The organism is Bradyrhizobium sp. AT1, from assembly GCF_001590795.1.
Lineage (GTDB): Bacteria > Pseudomonadota > Alphaproteobacteria > Rhizobiales > Xanthobacteraceae > Bradyrhizobium.
This window is the reverse complement of sequence record NZ_JXDL01000001.1, coordinates 775575-797221: the sequence shown is the minus strand read 5'-3', so window position 1 is coordinate 797221 and position 21647 is coordinate 775575. Positions and strand designations below refer to the sequence as shown.

Sequence of the window (21647 nt, the reverse complement as noted above, 5' to 3'; positions counted from 1 at the left end):
CGTGGCTGCACTGGTCAACATCCAGGATTTGCGCGTCGCCTTCAGCGGCGTGCCGGTCCTGCGCGGCGTCGATCTCGCGCTGCAGAAGGGCGAGGCCGTCGGTCTCGTCGGCGAGTCCGGCTCCGGCAAGTCGGTGACGTGGCTTTCCGCGCTCGGGCTGTTGCCGCGGCAAGCGACGGTCACCGGTTCGGTGCGGCTCGACGGGCGCGAGCTGCTCGGCGCGCCCGCGTCCGAGCTCGACCAGGTCAGGGGCGGGCGCATCGCCATGATCTTCCAGGATCCGGCGAGCGCGCTCAACCCGGTGCTGACCATCCGCAAGCAGCTCTGCGAAGCGCTGGCGCTGCATCGGGATCTCCAGGGCAACGCCGTGAAGGCGGAAGCACGACGACTGCTCGATCTCGTCGGCATCCCCGACGCCGGCCGGCGGCTGGAGGCCTATCCGCACGAATTCTCCGGCGGCCAGGTCCAGCGCATCATGATTGCGATGGCGCTGGCCGGAAATCCTGACGTTCTGATCGCGGACGAACCCACCACCGCGCTCGACGCCACCATCCAGGCCCAGATTTTGGAGCTGCTGTCGTCGATCCGACGCGAGTTCGCCATGGCGATGGTGCTGATCAGCCACGATCTCGGCGTCGTCGCGGAAAACTGCGACCGCGTCGCCGTGATGTATGCCGGCCGCATCGTCGAGCAGGCACCCGCCAACCAGCTGTTCGCCGATCCCGTGCATCCCTATGCGCAAGGGTTGATCGGCGCGCTGCCGCCGCTCGATGGGCCGCGGCGCCGCCTGACGGCCATTCCCGGCACCGTGCCCGATCCCGCGAAGATGCCTGACGGCTGCGCCTTCGCGCCCCGTTGCGCGATGGCGGCCGAGGCGTGCAATCTGGCAGCCCCGCCGCTGGCGCCCATCGCGAATGACCGCGTGGTCGCTTGCATCCGCGCCGAGGCCTCCCGCCGCGCGCTGCTCGGGATCGCCGCCGAATGAGCCCGCCGCTCGTCGAGGTGTCCGCGATCTCGCGCAGCTATTCGATGCGTTCCGGCATGTTCGGCCGAGCCACGGCCGTGCATGCCGTCGATGGGGTCTCACTGACCATTCCAAAGGGCGAAACGCTGGGCCTCGTCGGCGAGTCCGGCTCGGGCAAATCCACCACCGGTCGCATCGTGCTCGGCCTCGAGCCGCCCGATCGCGGCGAGGTGAGGTTCGACGGCAAGCCGATGGCTGCGCCGGGCACGCCGGCATGGCGGGCGCAGCGCGCGCGCATGCAAATGATCTTTCAGGACCCGCTCGGCGCGCTGGACCGGCGTTTGCCGGTCGCAACGCAGATCCGCGAGCCCCTCGACATTCACGGCATCGGCACGCCCGCGATGCGCGACGAGCGCGTCCGCGAATTGCTGCGCGCGGTCGAGCTGACGCCCGCGCATGGCGCGCGCTATCCCGGAGCGCTCTCCGGCGGCCAGCGCCAGCGCATCGTGCTGGCGCGGGCGCTGGCGACAAACCCGGATTTCCTCGTCTGCGACGAGCCGGTCAGCGCGCTCGACGTCTCGATCCAGGCGCAGGTGGTGAACCTGCTTTGCGATCTCCAGGCCCAGCTGTCGCTGACGCTGCTCTTCATCAGCCACGATCTGCGCGTCGTCAGGCAGATCAGCAATATCGTCGCCGTGATGTATCTCGGCCGCATCGTCGAGATCGGCAGCGCCGACGATCTGTTTGCGCGGCCCGAGCATCCCTACACGCAGGCGCTGGTCTCGGCGTCGCCCGCGCCGGGCCGCCGCAGCGCAGGCCGCATCGTGCTGGCGGGCGATCCGCCAAATCCGGCCGCGCGCCCACAAGGCTGTGCTTTCCATCCGCGCTGCCCGCGCGCCATCGCGCGCTGTGCGAGCGAGGTGCCGGCGCTGTCGACCCTCAGTGGCGACAGGCAGGTCGCCTGCCATCTCGTCACCGGCGCCCAAGCGCGGGACGCGGCGTGATGGGACGCTATCTCGCCATTCGCTTCGGTCGCGCCGCGCTCACGATCGTGCTGGTCGTCACCTTCGCCTTCGTCGTGCTTCGCCTCTCCGGCGATCCCGCGCTGATGATTTTGGGACCCGAGGCGCCGCCCGAGGTGCTCGCGGCGTTCCGCAAGGCCTGGGGCCTCGATGATCCCATCTGGTTTCAGTATCTCGATTATTTCGGCGCCATCGCCAAAGGCGAGCTCGGCCGCTCCATGCGCGACGGGCGGCCCGCGATCGAGCTGGTGCTGGAGCGCATTCCGGCGACGCTGGCGCTGACCTTGCCGGCGTTCTTCTTCAAGGTCGCGCTCGGCGTTCCCGCCGGCATCTATGCCGCGCTGCATCGTGGCTCCGCCATCGACCGCGCCGTGATGATGACGGCAGTCGCCGGCTTCACCGTGCCGAGCTTCGTGCTGGCGCTGATCCTGGTCCTCGTCTTCGCCGTGCAGCTCGGCTGGCTGCCCTCGGGCGGACAGGACAGCTGGCGCCATGCGATCCTTCCCATTGCCACGCTGAGCCTCGGCGGGGCCGCCGTGCTGGCGCGCTTCACCCGCAGCGCGATGCTGGAGGTGCTGGGCCAGCCCTATATCCGCACCGCCTCCGCCAAGGGCGTGCCGTGGCGCAAGGTGGTGACGTCGCACGCGCTGCCGAACGCGGCGATCCCGACCGTCACCATCCTCGGCTTCATGGTGGGCACGCTGATCGCCGGCGCGGTCGTGGTCGAGAGCGTGTTTTCCTGGCCGGGAGTAGGGCGCCTGCTCGTCGTCGCCGTCGCCAACCGCGACCTCGCCGTCGTGCAGTGCATCCTCCTGCTGGTCGCCATGACCATGGTCACGTCGAACCTGGTCGTCGATTTCCTCTACGGCTTCCTTGATCCCAGGCTGCGCGCCAAAGGAGCGCACGCATGACCGACGCGACGCTGAAGGACACGGCTGGTCGCCGCATCAGCCTGCCGGCGATCCCGCTCTCGGTCGCGCTGGCGATCGGCTGGATCGTCGCCATGCTGGTGATCGCGGCCTTTGCCGAGAAGATCGCGCCCTACGGCTATACCCAGCTCGATCTGCGCAACCGGCTGGCCGCACCCGGCAATGTCGCGCACTGGCTCGGTACCGACGAACTCGGCCGCGACGTGCTGTCGCGGCTGCTGGTCTCGATCCGCATCTCGCTGCTGATCGCCTTCGGCGCGACCGCGATCTCGGCCGTCGTCGGCACCACGCTCGGCTTCCTCGCCGCGCATTTCCGCGGCGTCGTCGAGCAGTTCGTGCTGATGCTGACCGATTTCCAGGCCAGCATGCCGTTCCTGATCATGGCGCTGGCCGTGCTCGCCTTCTTCGGCAATTCGCTGCCGCTCCTGATCGGGTTGATGGGCCTGTTCGGCTGGGAGCGCTATGCCCGCATCGCGCGCGGCCTCGCCATCTCCGCCAATGCGCAAGGCTATGCCGCAGCTGTCCGCCAGTTAGGGGCGACGCCGCCGCGGATTTACCTCCGGCACATCCTGCCCAACATCGCCTCGACCCTGATCGTCTCGACCACACTGGTCTTTCCCGAGGTGATCCTGATGGAATCGGGCCTGTCCTTCCTCGGCCTCGGCGTGCAGCCGCCGATGACCAGCCTCGGCAACATGGTCGGCTACGGCCGCGAATACCTGACCCGGGCGCCCTGGATCATGCTGGCGCCGGCGGCCACGATCGTGGTCACAACGCTCGCGGTTTCCGTGATCGGCGACTGGCTGCGCGACCGGCTGGATCCGACCTTGCAGTAGGTCTCGTGTCCCGGACGCGCGAAGCGCGAGCCGGGACCCAGGACGCCCCCGCACCCGCTGCCGCATGGGCCCCGGCTCTGCAGCGCACCATCGCCAGGACGACGCTGCGCTGCGTCCGGGGCACGAGACAGCCCGCGCCGGGAGCAGGGGAGCCCTGTCCGCCCCAAGTTCCCGTTGCGCGCGTTCCCCGGCTGCGCTATCCGGCCACAAAGGCCTGAGGCGGCACCAGATTTTCCCGCTCTGCGCCGCAAACCCGAGGACGGAAACCGCCATGCCAGCCTATCGCTCCCGCACCACCACCCACGGCCGCAACATGGCGGGTGCCCGCGGCCTTTGGCGCGCGACCGGCATGAAGGACGGTGATTTCGGCAAGCCGATCATCGCGGTCGTCAATTCCTTCACCCAGTTCGTGCCCGGCCACGTCCATCTCAAGGACCTCGGCCAGCTCGTGGCCCGCGAGATCGAGCAGGCCGGCGGCGTCGCCAAGGAGTTCAACACCATCGCGGTCGATGACGGTATCGCCATGGGCCATGACGGCATGCTCTACAGCCTGCCGTCGCGCGAGCTGATCGCCGACAGCGTTGAGTACATGGTCAACGCGCATTGCGCCGACGGCATGGTCTGCATCTCCAATTGCGACAAGATCACGCCCGGCATGCTGATGGCCGCGCTGCGCCTCAACATTCCCGTCGTGTTCGTCTCCGGCGGCCCGATGGAGGCCGGCAAGGTCAAGCTCGACGGCAAGACCAAGGCGGTCGACCTCATCGACGCCATGGTGGCCGCGGCCGATAGCAAGGTCAGCGACGAGGACGTCAAGGTGATCGAGCGTTCGGCGTGCCCGACCTGCGGTTCCTGCTCGGGCATGTTCACCGCCAACTCCATGAACTGCCTCACCGAGGCGCTTGGCCTGGCGCTGCCCGGCAACGGCACTGTCGTGGCGACCCATGCCGACCGCAAGCGCCTGTTCGTCGAGGCCGGCCACACCGTCGTCGATATCGTCCGCCGGTACTACGAGCAGGACGATGCCAGCGTGCTGCCGCGCAACATCGCCAACTTCAAGGCGTTCGAGAACGCGATGACGCTCGACATCGCGATGGGCGGCTCCACCAACACCGTGCTGCATCTGCTCGCCGCCGCCCATGAGGGCGAGGTGAAGTTCACCATGAAGGACATCGACCGGCTGTCGCGCCGCGTGCCCGTGCTGTGCAAGGTCGCGCCCTCCGTCGCCGACGTCCACGTCGAGGACGTGCATCGCGCCGGCGGCATCATGGGCATCCTCGGCGAGCTCGATCGCGCCGGGCTGATCGACACCTCCGTCTCGACCGTGCACGCCCCGACCATGAACGATGCGCTGGAGCGCTGGGACATCAAGCGCAGCAAGAGCGAGTCCGTCCGCACCTTCTTCCGCGCCTCGCCCGGCGGCATCCCGACGCAAGTCGCTTTCAGCCAGGAGCGCCGCTACGACGAGCTCGACGCCGACCGCGAGAAGGGCGTCGTGCGCGATCTCGCGCACGCCTTCAGCAAGGACGGCGGCCTTGCCGTGCTCTACGGCAACCTCGCGCAGGACGGCTGCATCGTGAAGACCGCGGGCGTCGATTCCTCGATCCTGAAGTTCTCCGGCCCCGCGCGCGTGTTCGAAAGCCAGGACGCCGCGGTCGAAGGCATCCTGGGCGGCAAGGTCGTCGCCGGCGAGGTCGTGGTCATCATCTACGAAGGCCCGCGCGGCGGCCCCGGCATGCAGGAGATGCTGTATCCGACCAGCTATTTGAAATCGATGGGCCTCGGTAAGGCCTGCGCGCTCGTCACCGACGGCCGCTTCTCCGGCGGCTCGTCCGGCCTGTCGATCGGCCATCTCTCGCCGGAAGCCGCAGAGGGCGGCAACATCGGTCTGGTGCGCACCGGCGACATCATCGCCATCGATATCCCGAACCGCAGCATCACGCTCGAAGTCTCCGACGAGGAGCTGGCCAAGCGCCGCGCCGCGGAAGAGGCCAAGGGCGATGCCGCCTGGCAGGCGCAGGGGCGCAAGCGCAACGTCTCGACCGCGCTGCAGGCCTACGCCGCGCTCACCACCAGCGCCGCCCGCGGCGCGGTGCGCGAGGTGAAGCGGCGCGGGAAGTAAGCCCTTGTAGCCCGGATGGAGCCAACGGGTCGGCGCGTTAAGCGCCGCGCCGTTGGTGCAATCCGGGGCAAGTGCGAGACCGGACGAGAGACCGGTCCCGGATTGCGCTGCGCTCCATCCGGGCTTCTCATCGGGTCGTCGCGCCAGCATCGATGGTCAACAAGTCCTGAACGGCCGGCGCAAGCCGGCCGTTCGCATTAAGGATGCCCCGATGAACTTCAGCGGCGCTGGATTTTGCGGCGTATAATGCGGCCACCTTCGCAAATCCATTTCGGGCAATCGGGGCACCACATCATGTCGCGTACTCTTGCTGTTGTTTTCTCCACCGCCGTCGCCGCGATCTCCATGACGGGGGCTGCCTCCGCCGGCTGCTACAATTGCTACGCACCGCCGCCATGCCAGACCTGCTACCAGCAGCAATACGTCGCCCCGCAATACCGCACCGTCGATGAGACCGTGATGGTGTCGCCCGGCTCCGTGGTCGCGCATCGCACGCCGGCGCAGTATCGCACCGTGATGGTGCCGCAGACCGTGATGGTCGCGCCGCCCAGCGTGCAGTATCAGCAAATCCCGCCGCAATACGCCACGCGCCAGCGCGTCGAGATGGTCTCGCCGGGGTATTCCTATTACGCACCGGTGCAGATGGGCTGTGCGAGCTGCGGGTACTGAGGACGACGTAACAGAGATCGGTTTCGAACGGCGCTCCTCGCGGGGCGCCGTTTTCTTTTGCGTGCCGAAAACGAGGCCCGGCCATGGAGACCAATCCTGCCCGGGCCTCGCAACCGGCGACGCCCTGGGAGATGTCGCCAGCGTTCGGATTGCCGAGACGTCGGCGCGAGACAGCACCGAGACTGCCGCCAAGCTAGAGGAACAGGCTGACGCTCGCCTGACAGACCGGCGGGCGGATGGGATCGAGGCGAGGGCCCAACTTCGCGTTGCCTTGTGCGGTCGACTGCGTTAAGCGACAGGCGTTCCGGGCTTGGAAGGGTGGCCGAGTGGTTTAAGGCACCGGTCTTGAAAACCGGCGTGCCCGCAAGGGTACCGTGGGTTCGAATCCCACCCCTTCCGCCACCTGCGACGCTGAGGCGGTGCCCAAGGAAGCTCGGCGTTGAAATTCGGCCCCCGTCGACACTGGATCTTTTGTGCCCTAACATCGAGCATATGGGCCAGGTTCTCAAACTTATCAATTGCTTCGACTGCGGACACGCGGTGTCGGTCAACGCTACTGCGTGTCCCGGTTGTGGTTCGAAGCACTTGGCTGGCCCGCCAACGCTTGGTCGTAAGCGGACACCTATCCCCAACGTCGAGGCGCGTAACGACCGCAACATTTTCGTAATTGCCGGGATGCTCGGCGCGATCGGCGCCGTGTATGGGGTGGCCACCAGTTTAGGGCCCTGGACGGCGGCGCTGCTCGGGATCGCCTATGGCGTCGGCGGCGTCTTGATCGGTGTGCCGCTCGCTGGCCTCTTGAACATCACCCGTCGGCTTTGGTCTTAGCCTAAAGCTTTGTCCGGATGCCCTTAACGAGCGCAGCTTGAGCCCGGTCTGTCGCCATAATTTCCTGCCGCAGCGCCTCGGTATCGCTCTGTAATCGCGTAAAGAACTCGGGGAAGTGGTCCATGAACGTGATGACGTCGCGTCCCTGGTTCACTCCGTAGAACAAATCCATCACATCCAGTGCGACGGATGCTGACAGCCAAAGGTCAATCTTCACGAAGTGTGGGTCTTCTGCGTCGAAGAACGGCGCATCGACCATCTCACCGTCCTGGGCAATCCCAAAAACGCTGTCCGTGCTTACGACGTTAGCGTGGGCTTGCTGATTGTTGATCAAACCTTTCTTTGCCTTGATGTTATCTGAAACCGCTTTGCAGTTTTGCTCCAGCCATCGATAACGTCTCACAGTAAGTTTCGGGTCGCTAGTGATGATGTTGTCTTCGTCGACTTCAAAGAAGTGCTCGTTTTCAGGATTTGCAATTGCAAACGCTGCTGCGGCCCCCGCCTCAAGCACCTGCCGAAGGTCCATCATTGCTTGCACCTTGTGCCGCCGGACCACGGACAACAACGCAAGCATGTGATACTTTTTCATCAACGCGAAATAACGCGCGAAGATCATTCGGTCGTGATCGATGCCGATCACGCAGCGGGACAAGAACACCGACGCCGCCCGCGCATTGACATAGTGCTGCCCAAATCGTTTTTCAGCGGCGAGCACCATTTGCAGCTCGCTGTCGGCGATTTCTTCCAATGTCGATTGCGGGAAGTCCATGACGAGGTTGATCTTGAACGATCGAGGAAGTGAACGAGTCCGAAGAGATCCGTTAGAGTGGCGCCCAATGGGTCGGATGCATCAAACCACGATTGGGAACCTCAGCCCATGCCCCGCTTACGTGCTGACCGGTTGTTTCGATCGGTTCACGATTGTTTCCGACGCCTTTTTCCAGCCGCAGCCGCACCATAGTTAAATCTCGTGGCGCCGTGGCGATCGGTTGCCACTCAATTTTCAAACCGGTCATGCAACGTCTCCCAACGCTCCGCGGCCCCGGTCTGACAACCCGAACCACTCGGCGTCCAAGCTGACCGCTTGGTGCTCCAAAAGACCAGCCTTGGCCAAGACGCGATAGCGAGGCACCGCCCGATCGGTCGTGATTCCAGCTTCGCCACGCTCAGCGATATGTTGCAAAACTCGAATGTCTTCTTCGGTCAGATCTATTGTTGCCATCTCGCTCTCTCCCACGCACCAGATTGAAATGGGGATTGACCAAGCGATATCCAAGTCAGACGTGGGGTAGGGCGTGGGTTGAACCGTAGAAAATTGAAATAGCTTTGAAAATTCAATACCCTTCGATTGACACCCCTTCCGCCAACGGATGGCGCTGAAACCTCACGGGCTTTATGCGGGCAGTAGCGTTCACGTCTTGACCCTGGTTCCCTTGCAATCTTAAATGGCATCTGATGAGGACAGTAAGTGCGCAAGGGATGATGCGATGATCAACCGTTTTTTGGCTACGATCGCGTTGATATTACTCGCAGTCTTAGGCGGCATGACCACAACATTTGCTGCGCCGACTTCGGCACGACATGCAGTGACCGCGACGGCACAGGTGCTTTGCGACGCGCGAGGATGTCGTCCGGTAAAAAGTGGATGCCGGCTGGAATATCGAACCGGCATCGCTGGTGGTGCAGTGCCCACGGGCGGAAACGTTGAGATTTGCCCGCGCCAGTCGGCTCGATAGATAGGCGCGCGCCGCATCAGGTTGATGGGCCTAGCGCAAGATGCGTCGATCTGATTCTTCGACCGAAAAACGATCGTGTCCTTGCACCCAAAAAAACTATTGCGGCTCGGCTGGCTTATCGCGCTCATGGCTTTCGGCTTCGGCGGCTGCGCACGCGTCCATGCCATGGCACCTGCTTAGATAGTACCGAGCGCCCGCCACGATCGAGCCAACAGCGAGCACGGTAACAAGCAGGATGATCATCCACCGTCTATTCGACATTCCATGTCCTTCTATGATGACAGCCTTCTACCAACCGCCGTCCGATGCCCGATCGTGAAGGCAAGGAGGAGAGGTGGTGCCCTTCTGCCAGTCTATCCGACCGCGATCCATTGGCCATGCCTCCCAGACAGGTAATCCGTGAACCAAACCTCCACTCCGGCCGCGCTCGATAAGCTGAAGCTCCGCATTCAGGCGTTGCGCGCCAAGACGATCGCCAATGGCTGCACCGAGGACGAGGCGCTGTCGGCCGCCGCCAAGGTCGCCGAGCTTCTGGATCGGCACGATCTGTCGCTCTCGGACGTCGAGCTGCGCGCCTCGCCGTGCGAACGGAGGGTCTTCGAGACCCATCGCAAGAAGCGAATTCCGCTGGACGACTGCATCGGCGCGATCGCCCATTTCTGTGATTGCCGGGTCTGGCGCGAGAAGAATGTGGCCGGCGAGAACAGCTATGTGTTCTTTGGTCTCGGCGCGGATGTCGAGGTCGCGCATTATCTGGCCGAATTGATCGACGGCGCCGTGCGCGCCGAGCTTGGGCGCTTCAAGACCTCGGTCGACTACAGCAGGTTTCGGCACCAGGAGCGGCATCTGGCCAATGCCTCCTTCGCGCTCGGAATGGTGACGTCGATCGCAGACAAGCTAGTGGCGATCAAGGCCGGTCGCGATCAGGTCAACGAGAGCACTGGCCGCGGGCTGGTCGTCCTCAAGACCTCGGTGGTCGACACAGAATTCGACAAGCTCGACCTCAAGCTTCGGAGCCAGCGCAGCACGGGCCGGATGGTGTCGATGACGGCCTATGAAGCCGGCGGCGCTGCTGGAGCGTCGCTGGCCATCAATCCCGGGGTTGGCGGATCGCGGTCAGGTTGGCGTCAGCCCTGATTGAGCCACCGCCGCGTGTGACGGCAGGAAAGGGGCGTATGAGCCTCAGCCGTGCCAAGCGCACTCCTACAATCCTCTTTTGAGTGGGCAGGTTCGACGAACCACAACCTCAGCTCTTCACATTGCCGCCCTTCAACGCCTCCCACGCCGCCTTGTTCGCCTCATCGAACGCCTTGCGGGACTCGGCGAGCGCCGCACTCAGCACCGTCCACGATTCACTCCCGGCCTGCTTCAGCTTCTGCAGGCGCGCCTCTGCCTCGGACGCGTCGGATTTCATCTGCTTGAGCGCGGCATCGACATCGCCGGTGTGGGCTACGGCGACCTTGCCGGCGGCCTCGCGGAATTTGTCCGCGGCTTCGCGCCAGGCCTTGGCTTGAGCCGCGGCGACGTCCTTGAACGTCGCCTGCTGCTGCTCGAATTGTTTGCCGGCGCCCTCGAAGTAGGTTTTCACCTGCGCTTCGAAGCCGGCCCATTGCTTGTCGAGGTCGGTCTTGGCGCTCGCCCAGGCGGCTTCACCTGCTTCGGCCTGGGTCTTGAGCATCGCCTTGAATTCATCACGGCGCTTGGTCAGATCCTGCAGCAGCTGATCCGTCTTGACCTTGGACTCGGCCTTGGCCTGGCCGGCCTTGACCTCGAAGGAGGCGAGGGCGGCATCCATCTCGTCGATCCGCTCCTTGGCCCAATTGAGGTAGAAGTGCACGCTGCTCTGCTGTGACATGGTGGTCTCCATCTGCTTGCCGGAGTGACGATCCCAGAGCTTGGGCTTGCTGGTATTGACATGTCTCAATGACGTTGCGGTCTCACGCAATTGCGATTGCCGCGCCGCGCAAAGCCGCATCGACGCCGGTGCAAAAGGGGAGCGCTTGGCGTCGCGTCGACCAGCGCGCGCCTCTTCAGTGTGGAACCCGTTGAGCGCTCAGCGCGTTTAGCCGCGAACGCGATTTGCGAGGTCCCCCTGCTCAAGAGTTCATCGACCCTGATCCCCGGCGACACCGTCTGGCGGCGCTGCAAGGCGCGGCGCGTGGCGGTTCTCAACGATGCCGCCGCTTATTTCGCGGCCCTGCGCACGGCGCTGCTCGATGCGCAGAAGCTCGTCTACATCGTCGGGTGGGATATCCATAGCGAGACCAGGCTGGTGGGCGCATCCGGGAAGGCCGATGACGGGCTGCCGGACCAGTTCGGCCCGTTTCTGCGCGCCCTGGTTCAGCGCCGGCCCGCCTTGCGGATCAACATTCTGGTCTGGGATTTTGTTTCGTTCTACGCCTCCGAACGTGAATGGAATTCCGCGGCGAAATTCACCGAAGATACCGAGGGCCGGGTCCAGTTCGTGCTGGATTCCACGCTTCCGTTCGGTTCGGCGCAGCACCAGAAGATCGTCTGCATCGACGGTTCGCTGGCATTCGTCGGCGGGCTCGATCTGACGATCCGGCGCTGGGACACGAGCGAGCATTGCGCCAAGCTCGCCGCGCGCTGCGATCCCCAAGGCAAGCCATATCCCCCGTTTCATGACGTGCAATGCCTGGTCGACGGGGACGCGGCCGCCTCGGTGTTCGAGCTCGCGGAGGCCCGCTGGCGCGCGGCAGGCCAACAGACGCTTGATCGGCCCGCGCCGCAGGGCACGCGCTGGCCGTCGAACGTGGCGGTCGAGGCCGAGGAGATGCCCGTGGGCATCGCCCGGACCGAGGTGGTCTGCCCCGCAGGATCGACCATCCGGGAGGTCGAACGCTCGCTGATTGCGGCGATCAGGTCCGCGACCAGCTTCATCTACATCGAGAACCAGTTCACCAGCGCCACCGGGATCGCGGAAGTGCTGGCGGAGCAGATGCAACGCGTGCCGTCGCTTCGGGTTCTGGTCGTCGCTCCCAAACTGCATTCCTCGTGGCTGGAATCCCAGGCCATGCAGAACGGCCGCGGGGCTTTCATCGCGTGCTTCAGCGAGGCGGGCGTGGCCGAGCGGATCCGTTTCGTCCATCCGGTCTCATGCGACGGGGATCAGGAAGCGGCCGTGATGGTGCACAGCAAGCTCATGATCGTCGATAACAGGATCCTGCGGATCGGTTCGGCCAATCTGAACAACCGGTCGATGGGCGCCGACAGCGAATGCGACCTGATCTTCGAAGCCGCATCCGACGAGCATCGGACGTTCATCACGTCGGTTCGCCGGCGCCTGATCGCGCATTTCTGCGGCCTCGACGAACGACGCGTCGCGCAGAACGACGATCATCTCTTTGCTCTGCTCGACGAAGTGTCGAAAGCCGGCGGCGCGAAGACGCTGCGGGGCGTGGAGGCCTCGGTCATCACCAGCACGCTCGCGACCATGGTCCAGCCGGTGGCGGATCCCGAGCATCCCTTGTACTTCGAGCGCGCGGCTTCGCGCATGTGGAACACGAAGCCCGTCATCGGGATCGTATCGATCGCGGTGGCGCTCCTGGGCCTGGCGATGGCGTGGTCGTACACATCCCTCAGCGGCCTTGCCGACACGGGGCGCCTTTCGACCTTGCTGTCGACCTATTCGCACTCCGGCTGGGGACCGCCACTGGCGATCGTGGCTTTTGTGCTCGGCGGGCTGGTGGTGTTTCCGGTGCTGGTGCTGATCGCCGCAACGGCGGCCGCGCTCGGGCCGTGGCTGGGGTTCGTCACCGCGACCGCCGGCGCCTTGCTCAGCGCCTTCGTCCTTTTCGTGATCGGGCGGGCACTCGGACGACAGCGGCTTCAGCGACTCCTCGGACGGCGTGCCGCACGAATCCAGGACCGCGTCGTCGGCAAGGGCATACTGGCGGTGGTCGTGATCCGGATGGTACCAGTCGCACCGTTCTCGCTGGTGAATGTCGTGGCCGGCGCGAGCACGTTGCCGCTACGCGACTTCCTCATCGGGACCGCGCTCGGCATGACGCCCGGTATTCTTGCCATGGCCGTGCTGGGGGCCCAGATCGCGGATCTGGCGCGCAATGCATCCTGGAGCAGCATGTTGCTGCTCGTGCTGGCGTTCCTGGGTTGGCTCGGCGTCTGCGCGGTCGCGCAGTTCGTCGCCACCTGGCTCGCCGGGAGGCGCTGATGCGCTTCATGACGTGGAATGTCCACGGCACGTTCAACCTCAATCCGAAGTTCGATCTGGAAGGGGTTTGCTCGATCGTTCGCAAATGGACCCCTGATGTCGTCGCGCTTCAGGAGGTGGATTCGCGGTCGCGCTCGGACGATCCGTTCGTGAAGCTGGCGAGCGTCGTCGGCGATCATCGCGTTCACGCCAAGTCGATCGTCACGAAGGATGGCGACTACGGTCAGATGCTCCTGAGCCGGTTTCCGTTCGCAGGTGAGCCGGAGATCGTCGACGTGTCCTACCGGGAGCGCGAGCCGCGGCGGGCCATCGCGACAAGCCTGCTGACGCCGGCCGGTCACGTGCGCGTGGTCGCCACGCATCTTGGCCTCAGCATCCACGAGCGCTATGCGCAGGCCCAGGCCCTGGTCAGCCTGGTCAAGCCGGCCAGGACGGTCGTCCTTGGCGATTTCAACGACTGGTTCTGGGTGAGATCGGTTCGGCGCGTGCTGGCGCAAGTCTGCCCGAACCGGACGCGGCTGCGAACTTTCCCGTCGGCTTTGCCCTTGATGCGGCTCGACCGGATCTATGCGACCTCCGACAGCCCGATCGGGAAAGTATGGACCGACACGGCGGCGAGGGCCTATTCGGACCATTTGCCTGTCATTGCAGACATCGAGATCTAGCGATGTCGCTGTTTTGCCCGACGGCGCAAATCGGCGTTCGCGACGCCTCGAAAAAACGAGTTATTTTACAACTACATGGCTACTGTGCATGGGGTTGTTTTTCGAATTTTGGTTGAGCACAGTCGGCCAGACGAGGAACTTTTTCCTCACGGCCGCGTTATCCGGCCATGACTGAAGACGTTTCATTCCGACGCAAACCCCTGACCCCCGAGCAGCGCCAGGCGCGCGATGCGACACGCCGAGTCGAGGCCGAAAAGGCCATGCGCGACCATGAAGAGGCGCAGAAGGCGTTTTACGCCAACAAGGAGCGGCTGAAGGCCGAGCGGCTGGCGCGCGAAGCCGCGGCGCCGAAAGGCTGATCTCGCGCGCCCTGCGCCAGCACATCTTCGGGCGGGCGCTGGCGGCTAGAGCCGGCTCGACATCCGCGTTGAACTCAAGGCCAGGACGAGCGCCTGGACGGCTCCCGCGAAGGCGCCGCGGGGCATTCGTGCCTCGATCGCTTCGGCCGCGACCCGACAATCCTCGGCGACCTTGAGCAGCCCTGTTCGCGTCAGGTCCATGGTGGAGAGGGCGGCCTGCTCCAGGCAGACCCGTTCAAGCCGTCGAAACTCCCGCAGCTCTTTGTTCATGCGTCAGCTCTCGGTGTGTCCCAAGCCTATGCGGCGCTGAGTCTGCTTAACAAATGGTAAACAATCTCAGCTTGGCCGGGTTGGCTGGCGCCGGGCTTGTGCGGGCATGCCCGTGGCCGGCCGGGGCTGACGGCAGGCTTGACGGCGTTTGGCTTCCGCCGGAAGCTTCGAATGGTCCCAAACCATCGTGAACCACGGAGGCGTTTGCCCCAGTCAGTCCGACCCTCATCAGCGAAAGCGCAATGGAGCTGACCATGACCACGTTCGACAAGCGCGAGCAGGGCTTTGAGGCCAAATTTGTCCACGACGAGGAGCTCATGTTCAGGGCCACCGCCCGGTCCAACAAGCTGCTCGGTCTCTGGGCCGCAGGCCGGCTTGGCCTCAGCGGCGATGCCGCGGCCAGCTATGCGACGAGGCTGGTAACGGACCATCTGGAAGACCGGACCATGGACGAGGTGCTGGACAAGGTGGCGAACGATCTTGCCGGCACGGGCCTTGCGCGCGAGCAGGTCGCGCTGAAGCTCCAGGAGTGCCTGCATCAGGCGCTGGCGCAGCTCGAAGCAGACAAGCAATAGACGGCGATCCGTTGCGCCTCACTCGGCGTGCTTGCGCATTCCGGAATCGCTGAGCCTGTCGACGAAGGCAATGCCGATCGCCGAGAGGATGAAGGTGATGGTTCGAGATCATCACGACGCCGATCAGCGCCGGCACGCTCATCATGATCCGTTTCGTGCTAGCGTGCCTCGCGGCCATCGTGCGACGGCCGGATCGGGAGGCGGGGAGTGAGTAGGGGAAGCTTCGGCAGATGGGCCAGCGGGATCGCACTCGCCGGTGTGCTCATGGTTGGCGCCGGCTCCACCGAGGTCTCGGCGACGCCTCTGACGCCGTTTCGCTACGAGGCGCAGGCGCAGCGTCATTGTCCGCGCGACAAGGTGGTCTGGCTCAACTTCAAGAAAGGGGTCTACTACCGCAAGGGGCAGAAGCGGTACGGCCTGGGGTTCGACGGCAGCTTCGTCTGCCAGAACGAAGCCCGCGACGGCCTATATCGTCGCTCCCTGCTGGGCCTGCGCTAAGGGCGTGCAGCCTGACGGTGCGGGCTAATTCTGACCAGCCAGCTTCACCGGGATGTGCTGGGACGTGCTGATCACCCGGGGGCTTCCGTCCGGATAGGTGCGGTCGCCACGGATCAGGGATTCCAGAACCAGGAAAAACTTCTCGGCAAGCATTTGCGTCACCTTCGTTGGTGAGGGCCTCTTGAAATGAGTCGAGGCGTCGAATGCGGAAATTCAATCAACTAAACGGGAGTAGAGCAATCCCAGGGGATTGCGATGCTGCATCGCGCTGGTGGTGTGGTTCGAAAACGGGAAAGCGGCGCCGACGTTCAGGCGAAGGCCAGTGCCACGAGGCTCGAGCAGAGCAGCACCAAACCGCCCGCAGTCAATGCCAGGAAGCTGTCAGATACCAGGTCATGGTTGCGCATGGGACACCTGCCGCTCTCGTCTTCGATGCTCGGTCGGATCGATCAAAATTCGCCGAACGCGCCGTCTTGAAAGAGGTGATGCTTGCCGTTCGCGCGAGTGCCTTCAGGCCCTCGTGCGGTAACCTTCAAACGCATGGGCCAGGAAGATCCCCGCGCTTACCAGACCCATCAGTGCCGAAACCGTCTCGATCATCGTTAAATTCCAAATCCCGCCCTTGCATTCGAGAAAGCGCGTGCGGCCTTGCACAGTCAAAAGAATTCCAATGAGGGCAGCGACAATGGGGGTGGAGTGAGGATTTGGCGCAACAGAATGTCCAGCCGTGGCACAGAGCAGGCGCCATCGCTCCGTAGAACAACGGAAAAATGCGAACGTCCCGTTTACCATCCCGGCGGGATCGCTGTGGGCTCCCCATTTCCGCCGTGTTCGGGTTGCGTTATCGTTACTGCTTCCGAGACGGTGGTGGGCCGGCTCGGATCAGACGACCGGACAGCGCTCCCCGTAGCCAAAGCGGGATGGGTGCGCCTCCGGCAAAGTGGTATTTGGGGCGCATGGGGATCCGACGGTCAGATTCGGTTTTGCGGGCCGCACGCGGTGTTGCGGCGGTCGCGACCTGCGTTGTGCTTGCCAACTGCGCCTCCTCCAACAAATTCGCCAGCCGCGTCGATCCGAAATACGGCGTGTCCTCGAGCCCCCGGGTTGTGGCTTTCGGCGAGCCGGTCCCGAAGGGCGGCGGCACCTACCGCGTCGGCAAGCCCTATGTCGTGGCTGGCCGGACCTACGTGCCGGAGGAGGACGTCAACTACCGCGCCGAGGGCATGGCGTCCTGGTACGGCGACGATTTCCACGGTCGCCTGACCGCCAACGGCGAAGTGTTCGACATGACCTCGCTGACCGCGGCGCATCCGACCCTGCCGATGCCGTCCTACGCGCGGGTGACCAACGTCTCAAACGGCAAGTCGCTGATCGTCCGCGTCAATGACCGCGGACCCTATCACGGCAACCGCCTCATCGACGTCTCGAACAAGGCCGCCGAACTCCTTGAATTCAAAGGAAATGGTGTCGCCAAGGTCCGTGTCGAATATGTCGGCCGGGCGCCGCTGGAAGGCTCCGACGACCGTCAGCTTCTGGCAACCCTGCGCACCGGCGTGCCGGCGCCGTCGCCCTCGATGGTCCGGGTCGCCTCGGCAAAGCCCTTCGTGCCGGAATTGCCGGGATCGAGCCGCAGCGCCATTCGCGGCGACGTGCCGATGCCGGAGGGGCGGCCCTATAATCTCGGCAACACCTCCGCCGACATGGCCTCGCTCAATGCGACCTCGGAAATGTCGGCCTCGAGCCGCAGCCGCGGCCGGGCGGTCCAGAACGCCCGCGCGGTGTCCTATGAGGAAGACGGCCGCTACGCCGCCGAGAGCGCGCCCTCATCGGCCGACGGCGCAGCCGAGGCCCGCAGCATTCTGAGCGGCCGCGGGCTCTATTAGGCCGCGCTCTCCCTCAGGAACTTCACGAGCGCTGCGTTGACCTCCTCGGCGCATTCCTGCTGCACCCAATGGCCGGCGCCCTCGATGATCAGCTTTCGCTTGAGATTGGGCAGCACGCGCTCGAGCTCGTTGACGCGCTTGGCGCCGATCAGGCCGGTGATGACGGCGTCCTTGGAGCCGGCAATGAACAGCGAAGGCTGACGGATCTGCGCATCCTGCCAGGGCGCCGTCAGCTCCCAATTGCGGTCGATGTTGCGGTACCAGTTCAGTCCGCCGCGAAAGCCGGACTTGCGGAAGCTCTCGGTGAAATAGGCCAGATCCGCCTCGCTGAGCCAGCCGGGCAGCGGCTCCTCGGCGGTCGCGTGGCTGAGAAAGCCCTGGCCCTCCTGCACGAACATGGCGGCGGTGGGATCGGCCAGGCCCCGTCCTCCGAGCACGATGCGCATGGTGTGGGCGACGTCGCGCTCCAGCTCGGCCTCGGCGACGCCGGGCGCCTGGAAATACTGCCAGTAGAAATTGGTGACGCCGCCCTGGCGGAGCAGGTCGAGCGGCTTGCCGCGGCCGCGGAACGGCGGCGGAACGCTCAGGCCCGCGACCGCCGTGAAGATGTCGGGCCGGAACAGCGCCGCGTGCCAGGCCACCGGCGCCCCCCAATCGTGGCCGACCACCATCGCCTTGGTCTCGCCGAGGGCCTGCACGAGACCGACCACATCGCCGACCGTGTCGAAGATCGAGTAGGCGGCCACGTCAGGCGGCGCCGCGCTTTGGCCGTAGCCGCGCATGTCGGGGGCGACGACGTGAAACCCGGCCTCGGCCAGCGCAGGGATCTGGTGGCGCCAGGAGTAGGACAGTTCCGGCCAGCCATGGCACAGCACCACCAGCGGACCCTGGCCGGCTTCGCGGATGAAGAGATCGATGCCGTTGGTCTTGATCACGCGGGTTGAGGACATCGCTTTTCCGCCTTGTTTCAGGGGTTTGGTCGCGAAACATGAGGCGCCACGATAGGGGCGCGGCGAGAATCGTGCAATCTCGCGGCAGGCGTCCAACCTCGTGTTGTTCGCCCCGGTTCCAGCTGTTAGAACGCCGCTCTCAGGGCTTGGCCATGGCATTTCGTCCTTCTTCGCTTCGACGCATCCGCTTCACCGCCGGAGCGCTGGCGCGCGGCCTGATGGCGATGATTTTGGTGGGAAGCGTCGGCTGGAGCGGGGCGCTTCTGGCCGCCAACCAGAGCGTCCAGGGCGCGAAGAAAACCGAGGATTCCGGCTTCGACGGCGATGCCCCGACCGCGATCCTGATCGAGGCGTCCTCAGGCAGCGTGCTGTTCGAGAAGAACGCCGATGAGCTGCGCGCGCCCTCCAGCATGATGAAGCTGATGACGGCAGAGGTCGTCTTCAACGCCATCAAGAAAGGCGACATCAAGCTGACCGACGAGTACCGGATCAGCGAGAACGCCTGGCGCCGGGGCGGCGCGCCCTCGGGCGGCTCGACCATGTTCGCCGCCATCAACAGCAAGGTCTCGGTCGACGATCTCCTGCACGGCGCGATCATCCAGAGCGGCAACGACGCCTGTATCGCGCTCGCCGAGGCCATGGCCGGCAACGAGAAGATCTTCGCGGCCGACTTCATGACCAAGCGCGCCCGCGAGCTCGGCATGACCAAATCGACCTTCGGCAATTCCAACGGGCTGCCCGACCCCGCCAACAAGATGACGGTGCGCGAGCTCGGCGTGCTCGCGCGCCACATCATCCTGGACTTTCCCGAGTTCTACAAACTGTTCGGCGAGAAGGAGTACACCTGGAACAAGATCCGCCAGCCCAACCGCAATCCGTTGCTCAATTCGATGGAAGGCGCCGACGGCCTCAAGACCGGCTACACCAAGGAAGGCGGCTACGGCATGGTCGGCTCGGCGGTGCAGAACGGCACGCGGCTGATCGTCGTCGTCAACGGCCTGGAAGACCCCGAGGATCGCGCCACCGAAGCCAAGAAGATGCTGGAATGGGGGTTCCGTAATTTCGAGACCCGCACGCTGATCGCGGCCGAGCAGCCCGTCGGCTACGCCAAGGTGTTCGGCGGCGAGAGCCGCTCGGTCAAGCTCGTCGCCAAGACGCCGGTGAAGGTGATGGTGCACAAGAACGGCAGCGACAAGCTGATTGCGCGCGTTGTCTATAGCGGCCCGGTGCGGGCGCCGGTCGAGGCCGGCCAGCGGGTCGGCGTGGTCAGGGTCTGGCGCAGCGGCAACATCGCGGTGGAGACGCCGGTCTATGCGGCCGAAGCGGTCGGCACCGGCTCGACCGTGCGACGCGCGATCGACGGCGCCAGCGAGCTCGTGATCGGCATGTTCCGCGCGGGCGCCGAGAAGCTCTGACCATGAGTGAGAGCGTGGCACAGCGACCGTCCGGGCGCGGACGCTTCATCACCTTTGAAGGCGGCGAGGGCACCGGCAAGTCGACCCAGATCAAGAGGCTGGCCGACCGCCTCAAGGCAGCAAAGTTGCGCATCCGGGTCACGCGTGAGCCGGGCGGCTCGCCGGGCGCCGAGATCATGCGTCATCTGGTGCTGTCGGGCATGGGCAGGCTGCTCGGTCCCGAGGCGGAGACGCTGCTGTTTGCCGCCGCGCGCGATGACCATGTCCGTACCGTGATCCTGCCTGCACTGAACCAGGGCACGTGGGTGCTGTGTGACCGTTTCGCCGATTCCACGCGCGCCTATCAGGGCAGCCTCGGCCGCGTGCCGGCCGGGCTGATCAACGCGATGCAGCGGGTCACGATCGGTGATCTCAAGCCTGATCTCACCATCATTCTCGATCTGCCAGTCGAGATCGGCCTGCAGCGCGCCGCCGCGCGCCGCGGCAGCGGCACGCCTGACCGGTTCGAGAGCGAGCAGCTGAGCTTCCACCAGGGCCTGCGCGAGGCCTATCGCAAGATCGCTGCGGACGATCCCGCGCGCTGCGTGCTGATCGACGCGAACTCCGATCCGGACACGGTTGCGGCCCGCGTCTGGACGGCGTTGCGCGAGCATCTGCTTCCGACGCCGGCCTCGGTGGTTTCCGCATGAGCCCGCGTCAGACCGAGCGCGACAGCGCCATTCCGCACCCGCGCGAGACATCGAGGCTGTTCGGCCATCGCGACGCCGAGGCGGCGCTGCTGGCGGCCTATCGCAGCGGGCGAATCCCGCACGCCTGGTTGATCGGCGGACCGCAAGGGATCGGCAAGGCAACCTTGGCCTACCGGATGGCGCGCTTCGTGCTCGCCCACGGCCAGCCGCTGGCGGAAGCCGTGCAGCGCGCCGAAGACCTTGCGATCGATCCTGATGACGCCGTGGCGCGGCAGGTGGCGGCCGGCTCGCATGGTGGCCTGCTGACGCTGGAGCGCACCGCCAATGACCGCGGCGTGATGCGCACCGTGATCACCGTGGACGAAACGCGCGAGACGATCGGCTTCTTTGGCTCGACCGCGGCGGCCGAAGGCTGGCGTGTCTGCATCGTCGACACCGTCGACGAGCTCAATCCAAACGCGGCCAATGCGCTTCTGAAGATTCTCGAGGAGCCGCCGCAGCGGTCGCTGTTCCTGCTGGTCAGCCACGCGCCCGCGCGCGTGCTCGCCACCATCCAGTCGCGCTGCCGCAAGCTGCGGCTGCGACCGCTCGTCACCGATGACGTGATTGGCGCGGCGGCTTCGGCGGCCGAGCTCGATCCGAACGATCCCGCGCTGCGCGAGGCGGCGGAGGCCTCCGAGGGCAGCGTCGCACGGGCCCTGACGCTGCTGGGTGGCGATGCGCTGAAACTCCAGCAGCGTACGGCGGCGCTGCTCGCGCGCCTGCCGCAGGTCGATCCGCGCGAATTGCACACGCTCGGCGATTCGCTCGGCACCAGCGACCGCGTCGCGCTCGCCGCCTTCATCGACGGCATCGATCGCTGGATCGCCGAACGCCTGCATGCGGACGAGGCCAATGCCAACCAGAACCTGCCGCGCCTTGCGCGTCTAGCTGAGGTATGGGAAAAGATCGTCCGCGCCGCGCGCGACACCGAAACCTACAATCTGGAGCGCAAGCCCTTGGTTTTCTCGGTGTTCGGCTGGCTGGCGGACGCAACGCGCTAGGC

At 65.2% G+C, this 21647-nt stretch carries 23 protein-coding genes and 1 tRNA gene; 18 read left to right on the top strand and 6 right to left on the bottom strand.

Annotated elements, in window-relative coordinates:
- Window position 1 precedes the first annotated feature (1 nt).
- From SE92_RS03745 to SE92_RS35575, 8 genes are all read left to right on the top strand, one after another.
- A complete protein-coding gene (locus tag SE92_RS03745; RefSeq protein ID WP_063194524.1) occupies window positions 2-985 on the top strand; it encodes an ABC transporter ATP-binding protein in 984 nt (327 codons plus the stop codon).
- Complete coding sequence (locus SE92_RS03740; protein WP_063194523.1) at window positions 982-1968, top strand: ABC transporter ATP-binding protein; 987 nt, start codon at window positions 982-984, stop codon at window positions 1966-1968. Before SE92_RS03745 ends, SE92_RS03740 begins: the two co-directional genes overlap by 4 nt.
- The gene (locus SE92_RS03735) at window positions 1968-2897 is read left to right on the top strand and encodes an ABC transporter permease (RefSeq protein ID WP_063194522.1); all 930 of its coding nucleotides are present in this window, start codon (window positions 1968-1970) and stop codon (window positions 2895-2897) included. Before SE92_RS03740 ends, SE92_RS03735 begins: the two co-directional genes overlap by 1 nt.
- Window positions 2894-3751, top strand: a complete 858-nt coding sequence (locus SE92_RS03730) for an ABC transporter permease (RefSeq protein ID WP_063194521.1) — start codon at window positions 2894-2896, stop codon at window positions 3749-3751. The genes SE92_RS03735 and SE92_RS03730 overlap by 4 nt, the downstream gene beginning before the upstream one ends.
- Before the next feature lie 271 nt (window positions 3752-4022).
- The gene (ilvD, locus tag SE92_RS03725) at window positions 4023-5873 is read left to right on the top strand and encodes a dihydroxy-acid dehydratase (RefSeq protein ID WP_063194520.1); all 1851 of its coding nucleotides are present in this window, start codon (window positions 4023-4025) and stop codon (window positions 5871-5873) included.
- A 345-nt stretch (window positions 5874-6218) separates the two neighbouring features.
- Window positions 6219-6542: a hypothetical protein gene (locus tag SE92_RS03720; RefSeq protein WP_063203329.1), complete on the top strand. Its 324-nt coding sequence runs from the start codon at window positions 6219-6221 to the stop codon at window positions 6540-6542.
- 312 nt (window positions 6543-6854) lie between these two features.
- Window positions 6855-6944, top strand: a tRNA-Ser gene (locus SE92_RS03710).
- Between the two features lie 90 nt (window positions 6945-7034).
- A complete protein-coding gene (locus SE92_RS35575) occupies window positions 7035-7370 on the top strand; it encodes a hypothetical protein (RefSeq protein WP_157095069.1) in 336 nt (111 codons plus the stop codon).
- 1 nt (window position 7371) lies between these two features.
- Here SE92_RS35575 and SE92_RS03705 read toward each other — a convergent pair whose 3' ends face one another.
- Window positions 7372-8139, bottom strand: coding sequence for a hypothetical protein (locus SE92_RS03705; RefSeq protein ID WP_063194518.1), 768 nt, complete (start codon window positions 8137-8139; stop codon window positions 7372-7374).
- 52 nt (window positions 8140-8191) lie between these two features.
- Window positions 8192-8386, bottom strand: a complete 195-nt coding sequence (locus tag SE92_RS35570; RefSeq protein WP_157095067.1) for a hypothetical protein — start codon at window positions 8384-8386, stop codon at window positions 8192-8194.
- Between the two features lie 1119 nt (window positions 8387-9505).
- On the opposite strand from SE92_RS35570, the gene SE92_RS03695 reads away from it, so the two are divergent.
- Window positions 9506-10243, top strand: coding sequence for a DUF7168 domain-containing protein (locus SE92_RS03695; protein WP_063194516.1), 738 nt, complete (start codon window positions 9506-9508; stop codon window positions 10241-10243).
- Window positions 10244-10352: 109 nt separating this feature from the next.
- Here SE92_RS03695 and SE92_RS03690 read toward each other — a convergent pair whose 3' ends face one another.
- Window positions 10353-10961: a sll1863 family stress response protein gene (locus tag SE92_RS03690; RefSeq protein ID WP_063203328.1), complete on the bottom strand. Its 609-nt coding sequence runs from the start codon at window positions 10959-10961 to the stop codon at window positions 10353-10355.
- A 96-nt stretch (window positions 10962-11057) separates the two neighbouring features.
- Here SE92_RS03690 and SE92_RS03685 point away from each other — a divergent pair, with 96 nt between their 5' ends.
- From SE92_RS03685 to SE92_RS03675, 3 genes are all read left to right on the top strand, one after another.
- Window positions 11058-13298, top strand: coding sequence for a VTT domain-containing protein (locus SE92_RS03685; protein WP_245324437.1), 2241 nt, complete (start codon window positions 11058-11060; stop codon window positions 13296-13298).
- Window positions 13298-13963 (top strand): endonuclease/exonuclease/phosphatase family protein, encoded by a 666-nt coding sequence (locus SE92_RS03680; protein WP_063194515.1) that lies wholly within the window; start codon window positions 13298-13300, stop codon window positions 13961-13963. Before SE92_RS03685 ends, SE92_RS03680 begins: the two co-directional genes overlap by 1 nt.
- A 167-nt stretch (window positions 13964-14130) precedes the next feature.
- Window positions 14131-14322 carry a hypothetical protein gene (locus SE92_RS03675; RefSeq protein WP_063194514.1) on the top strand — a complete coding sequence of 64 codons (192 nt, stop codon included), beginning with the start codon at window positions 14131-14133 and terminating at the stop codon, window positions 14320-14322.
- A 45-nt stretch (window positions 14323-14367) separates the two neighbouring features.
- Here the strand turns inward: SE92_RS03675 and SE92_RS03670 are convergent, their stop codons facing one another.
- A complete protein-coding gene (locus tag SE92_RS03670; RefSeq protein ID WP_063194513.1) occupies window positions 14368-14592 on the bottom strand; it encodes a hypothetical protein in 225 nt (74 codons plus the stop codon).
- A gap of 254 nt (window positions 14593-14846) precedes the next feature.
- Here SE92_RS03670 and SE92_RS03665 point away from each other — a divergent pair, with 254 nt between their 5' ends.
- On the top strand, window positions 14847-15167 hold the full coding sequence (locus SE92_RS03665) for a DUF1476 domain-containing protein (RefSeq protein WP_063203326.1): 321 nt from the start codon (window positions 14847-14849) through the stop codon (window positions 15165-15167).
- Between the two features lie 264 nt (window positions 15168-15431).
- A complete protein-coding gene (locus SE92_RS03660; RefSeq protein WP_157095835.1) occupies window positions 15432-15665 on the top strand; it encodes a hypothetical protein in 234 nt (77 codons plus the stop codon).
- Window positions 15666-15689: 24 nt separating this feature from the next.
- Here SE92_RS03660 and SE92_RS37345 read toward each other — a convergent pair whose 3' ends face one another.
- On the bottom strand, window positions 15690-15818 hold the full coding sequence (locus tag SE92_RS37345) for a hypothetical protein (RefSeq protein WP_283806755.1): 129 nt from the start codon (window positions 15816-15818) through the stop codon (window positions 15690-15692).
- An 803-nt stretch (window positions 15819-16621) separates the two neighbouring features.
- Here SE92_RS37345 and SE92_RS03655 point away from each other — a divergent pair.
- On the top strand, window positions 16622-17548 hold the full coding sequence (locus tag SE92_RS03655) for a septal ring lytic transglycosylase RlpA family protein (protein WP_063194511.1): 927 nt from the start codon (window positions 16622-16624) through the stop codon (window positions 17546-17548).
- Here the strand turns inward: SE92_RS03655 and SE92_RS03650 are convergent.
- On the bottom strand, window positions 17545-18498 hold the full coding sequence (locus tag SE92_RS03650; protein ID WP_063194510.1) for an alpha/beta fold hydrolase: 954 nt from the start codon (window positions 18496-18498) through the stop codon (window positions 17545-17547). The genes SE92_RS03655 and SE92_RS03650 overlap by 4 nt on opposite strands.
- 152 nt (window positions 18499-18650) lie before the next feature.
- On the opposite strand from SE92_RS03650, the gene SE92_RS03645 reads away from it, so the two are divergent.
- From SE92_RS03645 to SE92_RS03635, 3 genes are read left to right on the top strand one after another with little or no spacing between them, the layout of a single operon-like run.
- Window positions 18651-19913, top strand: coding sequence for a D-alanyl-D-alanine carboxypeptidase family protein (locus SE92_RS03645; protein WP_063194509.1), 1263 nt, complete (start codon window positions 18651-18653; stop codon window positions 19911-19913).
- A gap of 2 nt (window positions 19914-19915) precedes the next feature.
- The gene (gene tmk, locus SE92_RS03640; protein WP_063194508.1) at window positions 19916-20602 is read left to right on the top strand and encodes a dTMP kinase; all 687 of its coding nucleotides are present in this window, start codon (window positions 19916-19918) and stop codon (window positions 20600-20602) included.
- Window positions 20599-21645 (top strand): DNA polymerase III subunit delta', encoded by a 1047-nt coding sequence (locus tag SE92_RS03635; protein ID WP_063194507.1) that lies wholly within the window; start codon window positions 20599-20601, stop codon window positions 21643-21645. The genes tmk and SE92_RS03635 overlap by 4 nt, the downstream gene beginning before the upstream one ends.
- Window positions 21646-21647: the final 2 nt, after the last annotated feature.